The sequence below is a fragment of the Polynucleobacter sp. 39-46-10 genome, assembly GCF_002282275.1.
This window is the reverse complement of record NZ_NCJB01000041.1, coordinates 1-15453: the sequence shown is the minus strand read 5'-3', so window position 1 is coordinate 15453 and position 15453 is coordinate 1. Positions and strand designations below refer to the sequence as shown.

Genomic DNA, 15453 nt, shown 5'->3' with positions numbered 1-15453 from the left:
TACCCTTCACGGTCAAGCATGAGATCGTGCCTCAAATCCTTTAAAATCAATGATTTGATTATATCCATACATGAAAGCTTCACAGTCATTTCTCGCCACGCTAAAAGAAGCCCCCTCCGACGCTGAGGTGGTTTCGCACAAGCTTATGGTGCGCGCCGGTTTAATTCGTAAGCTCAGCGCAGGTATCTACAATTATTTGCCTTTGGGTTTGAAGTCTATTCGCAAGGTTGAGAACATCATCCGCGAAGAAATGAATCGCGCTGGTGCCATTGAGTTGCTCATGCCCATGATTCAGCCTGCAGAGTTATGGCAAGAAACGGGTCGTTGGGAAAAGATGGGGCCAGAGTTGCTCCGCATTAAAGATCGTCATGATCGTGACTTCTTAATTCAGCCGACCTCTGAAGAGGTGGTGACCGATTTAGCGCGTAATGAAATCAAGAGCTATAAACAGCTCCCGGTGAATTTCTATCAAATTCAGACGAAGTTCCGTGATGAGCGTCGCCCACGTTTTGGAATTATGCGTGGGCGCGAGTTCAGTATGAAAGATGCGTACTCCTTTGATCGTGATGCCGAGGGATTGAAGAAGTCTTACCAAATCATGTTCGATGCTTACACCCGAATTTTCAAGCGCATGGGTTTGAAGTTCCGTGCAGTAACCGCGGATAACGGCGCTATTGGTGGATCAGGTAGCCAAGAGTTTCATGTGATTGCCGATACCGGTGAAGATGCGATTGTGTATTGCCCGAATTCAGACTACGCTGCCAATCTAGAGGCTGCTGAGTCAGTTTCATTAATTGCAGTACGCGGTGTTGCAACTCAAACAATGTCGAAGGTTGCGACGCCTCATCAAACAAACTGTGCAGAGGTTGCCAAGTTTTTAAACTTGCCACTAGAGCAGACTGTGAAGTCCTTGCTGTTTGCTGCCGATCAAGAAGAGGGTCCAGCTAAATTATTTATGGTGCTAGTACGTGGCGATCATGAACTCAATGAAATCAAGGCTAGCAAGATCCCCGGCATGGCGGAGTCACGCTTTGCAAGTGAAGCTGAAATCAAGCAAGCATGTAATGCACCAGCCGGTTACTTAGGGCCAGTTGGTATTGATGCTGCGGTAACCGTAGTCGCAGATCTTACCGTTGCTAATATGTCTGACTTTGTATGCGGTGCTAATGACGCTGATCATCACTTAACTGGTGTGAATTGGGGCCGTGATTTGCCAGAACCTTTAGTAATGGATTTGCGTAATGCTGTAATCGGCGATCCTTCTCCTGATGGTAAAGGTGTCGTCGATATCTGCCGTGGTATTGAAGTGGGGCATGTATTTCAATTGGGTACACGTTACTCCGAAGCAATGGGCTGTACTTACTTAGATCAACAGGGCAAAGCGCAAGCGATGGTGATGGGTTGCTATGGGATTGGTGTAACGCGTTTGCTAGGCGCTGCAATTGAGCAGGGTAATGATGAGCGTGGAATTATTTGGCCGATTTCGATGGCACCATTTGAAGTAGTGATCTGTCCAATGGGCTATGACAAATCCGACGCGGTGAAAGCTGCTGCTGATCAATTGCATGATGAGTTGATTGCCGCTGGAGTAGATGTGGTGCTCGATGATCGTGGTGAGAGACCTGGCGCGATGTTTGCTGATTGGGAGTTAATTGGCGTGCCGTTCCGAGTAGTGATTGGTGATCGTGGTTTGGCAGATGCTCAGGTGGAATTCAAAGGCCGTACGGATGCTGAATCAGAAAATATTCCACTGGCAGAAATTAAAGCAAAAGTGATTGCTGCAGTTGAGGCTGCCAAGAAACTCGTTTCTTAAATCAAACAGTTTTAATTATTATTTTTTAAAGAGCCCGCCAATACCTTTGGCGGCTCCTTTGGCTGCCATGGCTGCCATGGTGCGTGCCATCTTGCCACCCTTGAACTGCTTCATCATGGTTTGCATTTGCTCAAACTGAGCTAATAGACGATTGACTTCTTGAACCTCTACGCCCGCACCAGCTGCAATGCGGCGCTTACGAGTGGCTTTTAGTAGTTCAGGTTTTGCACGCTCTTTTGGTGTCATGCTATCGATAATGCCGCGCATGCGTTTTGTTTGTTTATCGGCAACACTTAAATTGGTTTTAGATGCTGCTTGTGCCATATGGCTTGGTAATTTATCCATCAAGCTAGCCATGCCCCCCATCTGCTGCATCTGCGCTAGTTGATCTCGGAAGTCACCTAAATCAAATCCACCTTTTGAAATCTTAGTCGCCAGCTTCTCTGCTTTAGCAACGTCGACATTTTGCTGGGCTTGTTCAACCAAGGCAAGAATATCGCCCATGCCCAAAATACGGTTTGCCATGCGGTCAGCATCGAACGCTTCGAGACCATCCATTTTTTCAGCAACACCAATGAACTTCAGTGGCACACCGGTAACTTGACGTACGGAGAGTGCCGCGCCACCGCGTGAATCACCATCCAACTTGGTGAGGATTACACCGGTTAGTGGGAGCGCTTCATGGAAGGCCTTCGCTATATTGACAGCGTCTTGACCCAGCATGGCATCAACAACAAACAATGTCTCAATCGGATTGAGATTGGCATGCAAGGTTTTGATTTCTTGCATCAGCGCTTCATCAATACCGAGACGGCCGGCCGTATCGACTAAGAGCACATCAAAATAATGACGCCGTGCCCAATCTAATGCGGCAGCGGCAATCTCACTCGGTTTTTGATTAATATTGCTTGGGAAAAATTCAGCGCCTACTTGTTTGCTGACGGTTTCTAACTGCTCAATAGCCGCAGGACGATAGACGTCACACGAAACGGTTAGTACTTTCTTTTTCTTTTTTTCTTGCAGGAACTTGGCCAACTTACCCACTGAGGTAGTTTTACCGGCACCCTGCAAGCCTGCCATCAAGATCACTGCTGGAGGTTGGGTGGCTAAATTGAGTTCACCACTTTGCGAAGTATCGCCACACATGACCTGAGCTAGTTCTCGCTGCACTACTCCAACTAGCGCTTGGCCTGGACTCAGGCTTCCAACCACTTCTTCGCCAAGGGCTTTAAATTTAATTTGTTCTAGTAAAGATTTAACGACTGGAAGCGCAACGTCCGCTTCCAGTAAGGCCAGGCGGATCTCCCTTAGCATTTCTGCTGTATTAGCTTCAGTCAGGCGAGCTTGTCCCCGCATTGTTTTAACAACACGAGATAGGCGGTCGGTGAGATTCTCTAGCATTTATCGATTAGACTTTCCAGATGGATATTTTAGGTTACTCAGGCTCGGGATGGCTCCCATCTGCACTTTATTTGCTTCTTTTGGTCTTTTTAAGTTTGCGACCCAAGGGGAAGATTGAGTCGCCGGCTTTTACAGGCCTGGTTCAGGCCTTAATTCTCTTTATTTTGCTGGTGCATGGAATTCTGTTGCACGACTCGGTCTTTACGCCTGAGGGGTTTGTATTTGGTTTCGCCCAGGATCTATCTCTGATTGCATGGGTTGGCCTCGCTTTTTATTGGTTTCAGTCTTGGTTTTTACCGATCTCTAGCTTGCGCTGGCTGGTTTTGTGTTTTGCACTGATCTGTTCGGCATTGCCTACCATTTTCGCTGGCACCCTGATTTCTCCAAAGGCCGTCTCTGACCCATGGTTTAAGGGGCACTTTATTGTGGCCACTATCTCGGTTGGATTATTGAGTTTGGCCGCAATGCACGCCATGTTGATGAGTATTCAGGATCGAGCATTACATCGTCAGCTGGCGATCATCCCAAACAGTCGAGTAGCCCATTGGTTGGAAGATTTGCCACCATTGATGACAATGGAAAGCCTTCTTTTTAACTTGCTCTATGTGGGCGTTGCACTTTTGAGTTTGACTGTATTTTCTGGCCTACTCTTTTCGCAAACACTATTTGGGAAGCCCCTTGTTTTTGATCATAAGACCATTTTTGCTTTGATTTCCTGGTTCTTGTTTTCCGGACTCCTGATAGCCCGTTGGCGTGTTGGTTTACGTGGCCGCGTCGCTGTTCGTTGGGTCTTGAGTGCTTATACCGCCTTGCTTCTAGCCTATGTTGGTAGCAGATTTGTTGTGGAAGTCATTCTTCAGAGAGCATGACGTTTTGATTAAGTGGCTTCTACTATTTGCTGGCGCATGTGCTTTGTACCTTTGGATAAAAGGAAAAAAACAAACCAAGCTCGATAGGGATGAGGCTGCCAAGCTCAAGGCTGAGCGAAGCAAAGTTGTTGAGCCTGAAGTGATTGTCCGGTGCCTCCATTGTTCAGTACATCTTCCAAAGTCTGAAGCAATTCAGCAAGAAGATCGCTTCTATTGCTCTAGAGATCACCTCGATAGCTTGGATGCTCAGGGCTGGATGGGTTCTGCTGCCTGGCGCATTTCGCCTAATCAAGATTTTCGAGCAGAAGATCTTGCACCGGATTTAGTGGTGATTCATCACATCAGCCTGCCGCCAGGAGGTTTTGTGGATCGTAGTTCGACCCAATTTATTGTTGATTTTTTTCAAAATAAGCTGGATGTGTCGCTGCATCCTTATTTTCAAGAGATTGCTGATCAAAGGGTATCTAGCCATTTCTTGATTTCACGCAGTGGCGAGGTGTATCAGTTTGTCTCTACTCAAAAGAAGGCCTGGCATGCTGGCGTATCCTCTTTTTTCGGTCGAGAAAAGTGCAATGATTTCTCGATCGGTATTGAGTTAGAGGGTGATAGCAATCATCCTTTTGAGGATATTCAGTATTCCGCTCTAGCTAAATTAAGTGCTCAATTAAGCGCTGTTTATCCCACCCTTCAATTTGCTGGGCATAGTGATATTGCCCCTGGCAGAAAAGCAGACCCCGGTATTCAGTTTAGTTGGAACAAGTTCCAAGCCAAAACTGGCATTTCGCTCAAAAAAATACCCTTCGGTTTAGACCCCCGATAGGGCTTCAAAGTAGTATGTGAGCACACGCTCACTTTCCTGCCCTTTAGCTAAAAAGGGCCAATAATTTCGCACCAAAATAGCCCCTAAATTATTGGAATACCTAGGAAAAATACTTATAAATATTCGTCAGAAATGTCTTACTAAATTCGAAATATTTCCCTATACTTAGTACCAAATACACTTCGAGACACTAGATGTAGTGTTTGAATACAGCAATACCCTATTGTTTTTTAACGATTTTTTGTCCAAATAACTATATATAAGCAGGAAAAATATGACATATGCCAACCCCCAGACAGCAGGACAGACTGCCGGCGCAAATAATCCAGGAATGAACCCCTCCGAAGCTATGAACCAAGCCCCTTCCGCTGGCTTTGTTGCTGGCGGTGTTGGCGGTGGTCAAGCAACTCAATTATCTGATTACAAAATCATTCGCCGAAATGGCTCTGTGGTGGCGTTTGAGCCTTCAAAGATTGCGATTGCCGTTACCAAGGCATTCTTGGCGGTTAATGGCGGTCAGGGCGCAGCTTCAGCGCGCGTTCGTGAGCAAGTAGAATTATTAACTCATTCAGTAGTGCGCGCCTTGTTGCGTAGTCGCCCAAATGGCGGCACCTTCCATATTGAAGATATTCAAGATCAGGTTGAGTTAGCATTAATGCGCAGTGGTGAGCACAACGTCGCCCGTGCGTATGTTCTTTATCGTGAAAAGCGCAATCAAGAACGTGCAACACAACAAGGTATTACTCGGGAGGCGCAAGCTGCAACTCAAGTTGGTGAGTCTGGTATCAAGGTAACTGACAACGGCATAGAGAAGTGGTTGGATATGGCTGCTTTGCGCACCATTATCGATGCAGCATGTGAAGGCCTCGGCAACAACATTGACGCAACTCCAATCATTACTGAAACCATTAAGAATTTGTACGATGGCGTACCAATGGCTCAAGTGTATGACTCTGCAATTTTGGCATCACGTACTTTGATTGAAAAAGATCCTGCGTACAGTCAAGTAACGGCTCGTATCTTGATGCACGTGATTCGTAAAGAAATTTTAGGTCGCGAAGTATTGCAAGGCGATATGCAGGCGGAGTACAGCACATACTTTGCTAAGTACATCAACGAAGGTATTTCTGCTGAGCTCTTAGACCCACGTATGCGTGAGTTTGACCTGCCACGTTTAGCTGCTGCTTTGAACGCTAGCCGTGACTTGCAGTTCAACTACCTTGGTTTGCAAACTTTGTATGACCGATATTTCTTGCACATTGAAGACCGTCGCATTGAAATGCCACAAGCTTTCTTCATGCGCGTTGCAATGGGCTTATCTTTGAATGAATTGGATCGTGAGCGTCGTGCAATCGAGTTCTATGAAATCCTCTCTACATTTGATTTCATGTCCAGCACACCAACCTTGTTTAACTCAGCGACAACACGTCCTCAGTTATCCAGCTGCTACTTAACAACTGTGGATGATGATCTTGATGGCATCTATGAAGCCTTGAAAGAGAATGCACTCTTGTCCAAGTTTGCTGGTGGTTTAGGTAACGACTGGACAAACGTGCGCGCCTTGGGAAGTCATATCAAAGGCACTAACGGTAAGTCACAAGGTGTAGTGCCATTTTTAAAAGTGGTGAACGATACAGCGGTTGCTGTGAACCAAGGTGGTAAGCGTAAGGGCGCAGTTTGTGCTTACCTAGAGACATGGCACTTAGATATTGAAGAGTTCCTCGAGTTGCGTAAGAACACCGGTGATGATCGCCGCCGTACGCATGACATGAATACTTCCAACTGGATTCCAGATTTGTTTATGAAGCGCGTGATGGAGGGTGGTGAGTGGACATTGTTCTCACCTTCAAATACACCCGACTTGCATGACAAATTCGGCAATGCTTTCGAAGAGGCGTATGTTGCCTATGAGAAAAAAGCAGATGCTGGTGAATTGAAACCATTCCGCCGTATTCCGGCGCAACAATTGTGGCGTAAGATGTTGGGCATGTTGTTTGAAACTGGCCACCCATGGATCACATTTAAAGATCCTTGCAACATTCGTAGCCCACAACAGCACATCGGTGTAGTTCACTCTTCTAACTTGTGTACTGAGATTACTCTCAACACAAACGAGAGCGAGATCGCGGTATGCAACTTAGGTTCTGTGAACTTGACAGCACACATGACTACCGATGCATCTGGCAAGATGATTTTGGATCACGAGAAGCTCCAGAAAACAATTCGTACTGCAATGCGTATGTTGGACAACGTGATTGATATCAACTACTACGCTGTTGCTAAAGCGCGTAATTCCAACTTGAAGCATCGTCCAGTTGGTATGGGCATCATGGGCTTCCAGGATTGCTTGCATATGCAGCGCATTCCTTACGCTAGCGATGAAGCAGTGAAGTTCGCAGATTCTTCAATGGAAGCAGTTTGCTACTACGCCTACCAGGCATCTAATGAGTTGGCTGAAGAGCGTGGCGTTTACAGCACATACAAAGGATCTTTGTGGGATCGTGGCATTCTTCCGCAAGACTCAGTTGCGTTGTTGGCGGCGGAGCGTGGTGGCTACCTTGAGGTAGATGGTTCTTCCACTATGAATTGGGATGGCTTGCGTGCACGCATCAAGCAATTTGGTATGCGTAACTCCAACTGTGTGGCGATCGCACCAACTGCAACGATTTCTAATATTATTGGCGTATCAGCTTGTATCGAGCCGACATTCCAAAACTTGTTTGTGAAATCTAACCTCTCAGGCGAGTTCACTGTAGTAAACGAGTATTTGGTGCGTGATTTGAAAGATCGCGGCCTCTGGGATGAAGTCATGATTGCTGACTTGAAGTACTTTGACGGTACTTTATCCAAGATTGATCGTGTTCCACAAGATTTGCGTGATTTATACGCTACTGCATTTGAAGTGGAGCCAAGCTGGTTAGTTGAAGCTGCTTCGCGTCGTCAGAAGTGGATTGACCAGGCGCAGTCACTCAATATTTACATGGGTGGCGCATCAGGCAAGAAATTGGATGACACCTACAAGTTGGCATGGTTGCGTGGTTTGAAGACCACTTATTACCTCCGCACCATGGCTGCAACGCACGTTGAGAAGTCTACTGTTGCAAGTGGCCAGCTAAATGCAGTGTCTAGCGGTGGCGGTGTTAATGGTACAGATGCATCAGCAGCGCAAGAATTGGATGGCCCTGCTTGCACAATGCGCCCGGGCGATGCTGGATTTGAAGAATGTGAAGCTTGTCAGTAAGTATTTGATTGCTGATTTATAAAAGAAAAGAATTTAGGAGATTGTTATGTTGAATTGGGAAGAAGAAGTTGCGCCGGCACTAGCAAAAGCAGGTCTCGCACAGCAACCAGTTGTGGCAGAGCCACAACGCCCACAAGCGGACGAGGTCGCAATTGCACTTCAAGTTACGGCACCTGCAGCAACTGCGAGTGCAGATTTATCTGGTGGTGCAGCTTTGCGCGTCAACGCTGCCGATAAGCGTGTAATTAATGCCAAGACTGACGTGAATCAGTTGGTTCCATTTAAATATAAGTGGGCTTGGGAGAAATACCTGGCTGGTTGCGCAAACCATTGGATGCCACAAGAGATCAATATGAATCGCGATATCGCGCTTTGGAAAGATCCTAATGGTTTAACTGAAGATGAGCGTCGCATTATTAAGCGCAATCTCGGTTTCTTCACAACAGCAGATTCTTTAGCGGCAAACAATATTGTTTTGGGCACTTATCGCCATATTACCGCCCCAGAATGCCGTCAATATCTATTGCGCCAAGCGTTTGAGGAGGCAATTCATACTCACGCCTATCAATATATTGTGGAATCTTTGGGTTTAGACCAGAGCGAAATCTTTAATGCGTATAACGAAATTGAGTCTATTCGCGCCAAAGATCAGTTCTTAATTCCCTTTATTGATGTGTTGACTGATCCCAATTTCAAAACCGGGACACTAGAAACTGATCAAATATTGCTCAAATCATTGATCGTTTTTGCCTGCGTAATGGAAGGATTATTCTTTTATGTTGGTTTTACGCAAATACTTGCAATGGGTCGTCAAAACAAAATGACTGGTGCTGCTGAGCAGTATCAATACATCCTTCGTGATGAGTCCATGCACTGCAATTTTGGTATTGATTTAATTAATCAAATCAAGCTGGAGAACCCGCAGTTATGGACTTCTGCGTTCAAAGATGAGATCAAAGCAATCTTCGAAAAAGCAGTGGAATTAGAGTACCGTTATGCAGAGGATACGATGCCTCGCGGAGTACTCGGATTGAACGCGCCGATGTTCAAAGGCTACCTAAGATACATTTGTAATCGGAGATGTTTGCAAATAGGACTTGACGCGATGTTCCCAAATGAAGAGAATCCATTCCCATGGATGTCAGAAATGATTGATCTGAAAAAAGAGAGAAACTTTTTTGAGACACGCGTTATTGAGTATCAAACTGGCGGTGCGCTAAGTTGGGAATAAGTAGTTAATTAGAAAGCGCATAGCCGGCTAAATAGGAGATTAGACGGTTGGATAGTTTTAAAAGTCAGCAAAACCAGACTCAAATCCGAAAACCCTTGTCCAAGGGTGTCTGGACTACTCTCTCTATTTTTTCAAGCAAATTTAAGAAGCCGTTGCCTTTTGGGGCCACGGCTTTTTTTCCAGGATTCATTAGCGTGCAGCACTTAGCATCAAGCCGCGCGCCGATGAATGGCTCGCTCGTCGGCTCCGATTGGTTGAAAAACCAAGCGGAAATGAATGGTCGGGTCTTCTTAATCGGTAGTTTGTATTAATCCTCACGTGAAGGAGCATTACTATGGCAATCGCCAAGAAGAAAGTTGCTGCAAAGAAGCCTGCTGCTAAGAAAGTAGCTGCAAAGAAGCCTGTTGCTAAAAAAGTTGCTGCTAAGAAGCCTGCTGCTAAGAAAGTAGCTAAGAAGAAGCCTGCTGCTAAGAAAGTAGCTAAGAAGAAGCCTGCTGCTAAAAAAGTAGCTGCAAAGAAGCCTGCTGCTAAGAAAGTTGCTCGTAAAGTAGCTGCAAAGAAGCCTGCTGCTAAGAAAGTAGCTAAAAAAGCTGTTGCTAAGAAGCCTGCTGCTAAGAAAGTAGCTCGTAAAGTTGCAAAAAAAAAGTAAGTAAGCCTGCTGCGAAGAAAGCGGGCAAGGCTGTAAAAAAGCCCGTGGCTAAAAAAGTTGCTGCCTCAACTACGTTGAATCCAGCTGCTGCTTGGCCCTTCCCAACTGGCACGCGCCCATAAGCTCTGCTTAAGGCGGGTGAAGTTCAAAGGGATCTCTCGCGAGATCCCTTTTTTATTGCTACTTCGGAGAATGAATGGGTTTAGAGGGCAAATCCAAACGCGGATTTGAATTGAGCGGTGATTTCATCTTTGCTCAATTGGTGATTTTGTGGTCCCTGATGGGTAATTTTGATTGAACCCATCAAACTAGCTAAGCGGCCGGTGGTTTCCCAATCCATGCCATTCTCTAAGCCAAACAACAACCCACCTCGGAATGCGTCACCGCAACCAGTCGGATCAACCACTTTTGAGGTTGGCACTGGTGGAATCGCAATACATTTGCCTTCAAAGTAGATATCTGCACCCTCAGCGCCCTTGGTAACAATCAAGGCTTTGACTCTTTCCGCTACTTTAGCTAGACTCAAACCAGTTCTTTGAGAAAGCATTTCGCCTTCATAGTCGTTTACGGCAAGATAGCTTGCAATATCTACTAGCTCTAGGAGTTCTGGACCGTTAAACATCGGTAAGCCTTGGCCTGGATCAAATACAAACGGAATGTCTGCTTCAGCTAGTTGATGGCAGTGTTCCCACATGCCTTGTCGACCATCTGGGGCAACAATGCCGAACTTTGCTGCGCCTTTGGCATTCTTGCTGCGCTCCGCAATGACTGCAGAAACTTGGTTTAAATGAGATTCGCCCATGGCGCCTGGATGAAAAGCGGTAATTTGGTTGTTAGCTTGATCGGTCGTGATCATGGCTTGAGCTGTAAATGCCTGCTCAATCTGGCGAATGTGGGTCGCATCAATCTTGAGTCGCTCGAGGCGATCAAGGTAAGGGCTAGCATCACCACCTACTGTTGCCATGATGATGGGGTCGCCACCGAGCAGATTTAGGTTGTAAGCGATATTGCCTGCACAACCACCAAATTCACGCCGCATTGTAGGAACAAGGAATGCAACGTTAAGGATATGAATCTGTTCAGGCAGGATTTGATCGGCAAATTTGCCCTCAAAGTTCATGATGGTGTCGTAAGCGATAGAACCGCAGATCAAGCTAGCCATAAATAATTACTTTCTAATAAAAATCAATTGAAATGAGCCCGAGGTGGAGTTTGGAGTCTACTTTTCGGGGTAAAAAATTCTGACGCGATAGCCCGCAGCATTTTGTGGAAGAGAAATCGGCAGTTCAGAAGAAAACATTGCACCAGAAGGCGAACCTTGGCGTAAAAAATCAGGATGTGATTCTTGCCAAGCGCTTGGTAACCATTCTTGCGGAGTAAATCGAATCGTTTTAATTTCTAATTCCTCTGCATCGGTGAGAGAAATTTCTAAATTTGGGAATAAAACAGGCAGCGCAAGACGATTTTGTATTTCAACTTGCAGCACAGATTGATTTAAAACGTTTTTAAGGCCCTCTCGCGTGCTTTCAGGAGAAAGGGTGACTGAAGTTATTTTCCAAGCAGCAAAATCGCTTAGAGAGCGATCTACGCACCCTAGTGCGCGACATAGTTGTTCATCTAACTTCTGCAAAAGAGAAAAGGCACTGCTTGCAATCGGAGAAGAGCTGCCATCAACACGGGTTGCTAATGTTGGTAAGAGTGAATTTCTAGAAAGATGCTCACCAAAAATCAGGAGCAAGAGGAAAAAAAGACTAAGAAGAATTAATTTAAGGCTTTTTTTTTGAGCCGGCTCTGAAGTGTCTGTGTTTTTACCGGTCAAACTTGCTTGAGCACCCTCAATCAGAAGTGTGCCGTGCAAACAGACCCAGCCTTCACTTTCTTTCCAAACGGAAAGGCTTAACCATTGGCTATAGGTGGCAATTACTTCCTCAGCTTGACGCGCAAGAACGCCAGAGAGAACAATTTTTCCGCCAGGACGCATCTTGTTTACCAAGGCTGGGGCTAAGACTTGTAGCGGATTAGCCAAAATATTGGCCATCACGATGTCGTATTTAGTTTCTGCCGCGAGTTCTGGTGCATTTTCGTTGGGCAGAACGAAACGAATGGTCGTGTGGTTAATTTCTGCATTGCTGCGTGCCGCAACCATGGCTTGTGGATCAATATCGGTGCCCACAACCGGTTTGCATCCCAGTTTCGCAGCGGCAATTGCCAGGATTCCAGATCCGCAGCCGTAATCGAGCAAGCTTTGGTTCGCAAGTTGGGTATTTTGTTCAAGCCAAAGCAAGCAAAGGTGGGTAGTTGGATGACTGCCGGTGCCAAATGCCAAGCCTGGGTCGACTGCCAAACAAATTGCATTAGGGTCAGTAGGCGCTTCATGCCAAGAGGGCACCACCCAAATGCGCTCACCAATCTGAATCGGAGCAAATTGACTTTGGGTTAGACGAACCCAATCCTGTTCTTCAACAATCTTTTCTTGAGGAGCTGGGAGATTGAATCCTGCCTCCTTGAGAGATGCCAGTAACTCGGGGATAAAGTTCACCGCATCCGAATCATCAATCTCTGGATTAAATAAGGCGGTTACAGAAGAGCGATCCCATGCCTGAACTTCAGGTGAGAGTCCTGGCTCGCCATAGAGTGGGTTTTCATCATAGCCACCTGCAGCATCGTCTTCAACGGTAACGGAGAGTGCGCCCACTTCCAGCAAGGCATCACCTAAAGGCTCTGCGATCTCTGCTGGGACCGTAAAAATGAGTTCACGATAGGACATGCTTACTCCAAATGGACATTAACTGACCTGCAACTTAAGGCTTACCGCGACTAGCGGCTTGCTCTTCGAGGCGATGCTCTAAGTAGTGAATGCTGGTTCCGCCTTCCATGAAGTTCGGATCGAGCATGAGTTCACGATGTAGGGGCACATTGGTTGTAATGCCATCAATCACCATCTCGGAAAGCGCGATCTGCATCCGACGAATCGCTTGCTCACGAGTATTGCCGTAAGAAATTAGCTTGCCAATCATGGAGTCGTAATTCGATGGCACCACATAACCGCTGTAGGCATGTGAGTCGACACGAATACCAGGGCCACCTGGCATATGGAATGAACCAATTTTGCCTGGACTTGGCGTGAACTTGAATGGATCTTCTGCATTTAGGCGGCATTCGATAGCATGACCACGGAAAACGATGTCTTTCTGGCGATAGCTGAGTTTCAAGCCGGCGGCAATACGAATTTGCTCTTGAACAATATCCACGCCAGTAATCATTTCAGTGACTGGGTGCTCCACTTGAACGCGGGTATTCATCTCAATAAAGAAGAATTCGCCATCTTCGTACAAGAATTCAAAAGTACCTGCGCCGCGGTAGCCAATCTTTCTACAAGCTTCTGCACAGCGTTCACCGATCTTCGCAATCAAGCGACGATCAATGCCTGGTGCTGGAGCCTCTTCAATCACTTTTTGGTGGCGACGTTGCATTGAGCAATCGCGCTCACCAAGCCAAATGGCATTGCCATGGGTATCGGCCAAAATTTGAATTTCTACGTGGCGAGGTTTTTCTAAAAACTTCTCCATATAGACTTCTGGGTTGCCAAAAGCACGACCAGCTTCTTCTTTAGTCATGTTGACTGCATTGAGAAGGGCTGCTTCGGTATGCACTACGCGCATACCACGACCGCCACCACCACCGGCAGCTTTGATGATGACCGGATACCCCACCTTTTTTGCCGTAGTAATAATTTCTTTTGGGTTATCTGGTAGTGCGCCTTCTGATCCAGGAACGCAAGGAACACCAGCTTTGATCATGGCACGCTTAGCTGAAACCTTATCGCCCATAAGGCGAATTGAAGTGGCGGTAGGACCAATGAATGCAAAGCCCGATTTTTCTACGCGCTCAGCAAAGTCCGCATTCTCAGAGAGAAAACCATAACCTGGGTGAATTGCTTCAGCATCAGTTACTTCCGCCGCTGAAATAATGGCAGGCATATTGAGGTAGCTCAATGCTGAGGGGGCAGGCCCAATGCAGACTGCTTCATCTGCTAACTTCACATATTTAGCTTCTTTGTCTGCGGTCGAGTAGACCACCACAGTTTTAATTCCCAACTCGCGACATGCGCGTTGGATACGGAGAGCAATTTCTCCGCGATTGGCAATCAGAATCTTATCGAACATGTCGGCTCTGAGTTAAGTAACAGTGGATTGGAATTGATCTAAGGTAGATCAGTTAAGCAATGATGAACAGCGGCTGATCAAACTCAACGCCTTGACCGTTTTCACACAGAATCTGCTTAATAACGCCGGCTTGCTCGGATTCGATCTCATTGAGAAGCTTCATCGCTTCAATAATGCAGAGTGTTTGACCCACTTTGACTGTATCGCCTACTTTGACAAAGTCTGGAGACTCAGGGTTTGGTGCGCGATAGAAGGTTCCGACCATTGGTGAGCGAGCCACAAAGCCAGTTTCAGCAGGTGCATCTTCAGTAACTGGTGCAGCAGCTAGCGCAGCCGCAGGAGCAGCTTGCATTGCTTGAGCTGGCGCTGGATTGGTATAAACCACTTGACCAGCAGGAGTTGAAGATCCGGCATTCACAATTCGAACACGATCTTCACCTTCATTCACTTCTAATTCAGAAATTCCCGATTCAGAAACGAGGTCGATTAGGGTTTTTAGTTTTCTCAAGTCCATGGAAAAGCTTCCTCTCTTGTAATTCTTAATTAATCTTCATTTTTGTACACGTGCAATTGCTGCTTGAAGGGCTAATTCGTAACCAATGGCGCCTAATCCGCAGATAACACCAGTGGCAATATCTGACAGATAAGAGTGTTTACGAAATTCTTCACGCTGGTGAATGTTGGACAGGTGTATTTCAGTAAACGGTATGGCAACTCCAGCCAAGGCATCGCGTAAGGCAACGCTGGTATGGGTAAAGGCACCTGGATTAATAATGATGAAATCTACCCCATCTTGTTTAGCTTTTTGTACTCGGTCAATTAGCTCGCCTTCATGATTGCTTTGAAAGGTGGATAAATCGACTGAGTGAGACTTGGCGATTGCACCAAGCTTTGTATGGATATCTTCTAGGGTAGTTTTGCCATAAACCTCTGGCTCACGGGTACCCAGCAGATTAAGGTTAGGACCTTGAATAACGAGAATTGAAGTATTTTTCGACATAAATCGATATTTTTAGAGGCAGTTAGGTTTAATTACGTTAATCAAGCATTTCTCTAAAACTGCTTACTTCATGAAGAATTATCTTCACCAAGCACGGGGAAAGTATACCCCCGGAACTTCATGGCAAGCCCAAAAAATGGAGGATAAATTAGTAATTTTTTATGATTTTAAGGGCAGATATTGCAAAATTAAGTCTAGAAATAGTCAATTCTGATCAAGATGAAAATCATTAAAGATCTTTAAAATTCCTTATAAAGCAGATT

General features: G+C 46.0%; 11 protein-coding genes and 2 pseudogenes. 6 read left to right on the top strand and 7 right to left on the bottom strand.

What is annotated here, in order from left to right:
- Positions 1-70 precede the first annotated feature (70 nt).
- Positions 71-1813, top strand: coding sequence for a proline--tRNA ligase (locus tag B7X71_RS05470; protein ID WP_293600315.1), 1743 nt, complete (start codon positions 71-73; stop codon positions 1811-1813).
- A gap of 18 nt (positions 1814-1831) precedes the next feature.
- Here B7X71_RS05470 and ffh read toward each other — a convergent pair whose 3' ends face one another.
- Positions 1832-3214 (bottom strand): signal recognition particle protein, encoded by a 1383-nt coding sequence (gene ffh, locus B7X71_RS05465; RefSeq protein ID WP_293600314.1) that lies wholly within the window; start codon positions 3212-3214, stop codon positions 1832-1834.
- Positions 3215-3234: 20 nt separating this feature from the next.
- Between ffh and ccsA the strand changes: the two genes are divergently transcribed.
- From ccsA to B7X71_RS05440, 5 genes and pseudogenes are all read left to right on the top strand, one after another.
- Positions 3235-4083 (top strand): cytochrome c biogenesis protein CcsA, encoded by an 849-nt coding sequence (ccsA, locus tag B7X71_RS05460; RefSeq protein WP_293600313.1) that lies wholly within the window; start codon positions 3235-3237, stop codon positions 4081-4083.
- Positions 4037-4903, top strand: coding sequence for a 1,6-anhydro-N-acetylmuramyl-L-alanine amidase AmpD (gene ampD / locus B7X71_RS05455; protein ID WP_293600312.1), 867 nt, complete (start codon positions 4037-4039; stop codon positions 4901-4903). The genes ccsA and ampD overlap by 47 nt, the downstream gene beginning before the upstream one ends.
- 331 nt (positions 4904-5234) lie before the next feature.
- The gene (locus B7X71_RS05450; protein WP_363926727.1) at positions 5235-8144 is read left to right on the top strand and encodes a ribonucleoside-diphosphate reductase subunit alpha; all 2910 of its coding nucleotides are present in this window, start codon (positions 5235-5237) and stop codon (positions 8142-8144) included.
- Positions 8145-8190: 46 nt separating this feature from the next.
- Entirely contained in the window at positions 8191-9375 is a 1185-nt protein-coding gene (locus B7X71_RS05445) for a ribonucleotide-diphosphate reductase subunit beta (RefSeq protein WP_293600311.1), read from the top strand.
- 334 nt (positions 9376-9709) lie between these two features.
- Positions 9710-10146, top strand: a pseudogene (locus B7X71_RS05440) (histone H1-like DNA-binding protein).
- 80 nt (positions 10147-10226) lie between these two features.
- Here the strand turns inward: B7X71_RS05440 and B7X71_RS05435 are convergent.
- The 6 genes and pseudogenes from B7X71_RS05435 to aroQ all read right to left on the bottom strand — a co-directional run bounded on the left by B7X71_RS05435 (position 10227) and on the right by aroQ (position 15190).
- Positions 10227-11186 (bottom strand): carbohydrate kinase family protein, encoded by a 960-nt coding sequence (locus tag B7X71_RS05435; protein ID WP_293600310.1) that lies wholly within the window; start codon positions 11184-11186, stop codon positions 10227-10229.
- Positions 11187-11243: 57 nt separating this feature from the next.
- Positions 11244-11762 carry a DUF3426 domain-containing protein gene (locus B7X71_RS05430; RefSeq protein WP_293600316.1) on the bottom strand — a complete coding sequence of 173 codons (519 nt, stop codon included), beginning with the start codon at positions 11760-11762 and terminating at the stop codon, positions 11244-11246.
- A gap of 108 nt (positions 11763-11870) precedes the next feature.
- Positions 11871-12791 (bottom strand): annotated as a pseudogene (prmA, locus tag B7X71_RS05425) (50S ribosomal protein L11 methyltransferase); the annotation flags it as partial.
- 34 nt (positions 12792-12825) lie between these two features.
- Positions 12826-14190 carry an acetyl-CoA carboxylase biotin carboxylase subunit gene (gene accC, locus B7X71_RS05420; RefSeq protein WP_293600309.1) on the bottom strand — a complete coding sequence of 455 codons (1365 nt, stop codon included), beginning with the start codon at positions 14188-14190 and terminating at the stop codon, positions 12826-12828.
- A gap of 52 nt (positions 14191-14242) precedes the next feature.
- Positions 14243-14704 (bottom strand): acetyl-CoA carboxylase biotin carboxyl carrier protein, encoded by a 462-nt coding sequence (gene accB / locus B7X71_RS05415; RefSeq protein WP_293600308.1) that lies wholly within the window; start codon positions 14702-14704, stop codon positions 14243-14245.
- A 36-nt stretch (positions 14705-14740) separates the two neighbouring features.
- Positions 14741-15190 carry a type II 3-dehydroquinate dehydratase gene (gene aroQ / locus B7X71_RS05410; RefSeq protein ID WP_293600307.1) on the bottom strand — a complete coding sequence of 150 codons (450 nt, stop codon included), beginning with the start codon at positions 15188-15190 and terminating at the stop codon, positions 14741-14743.
- Positions 15191-15453: the final 263 nt, after the last annotated feature.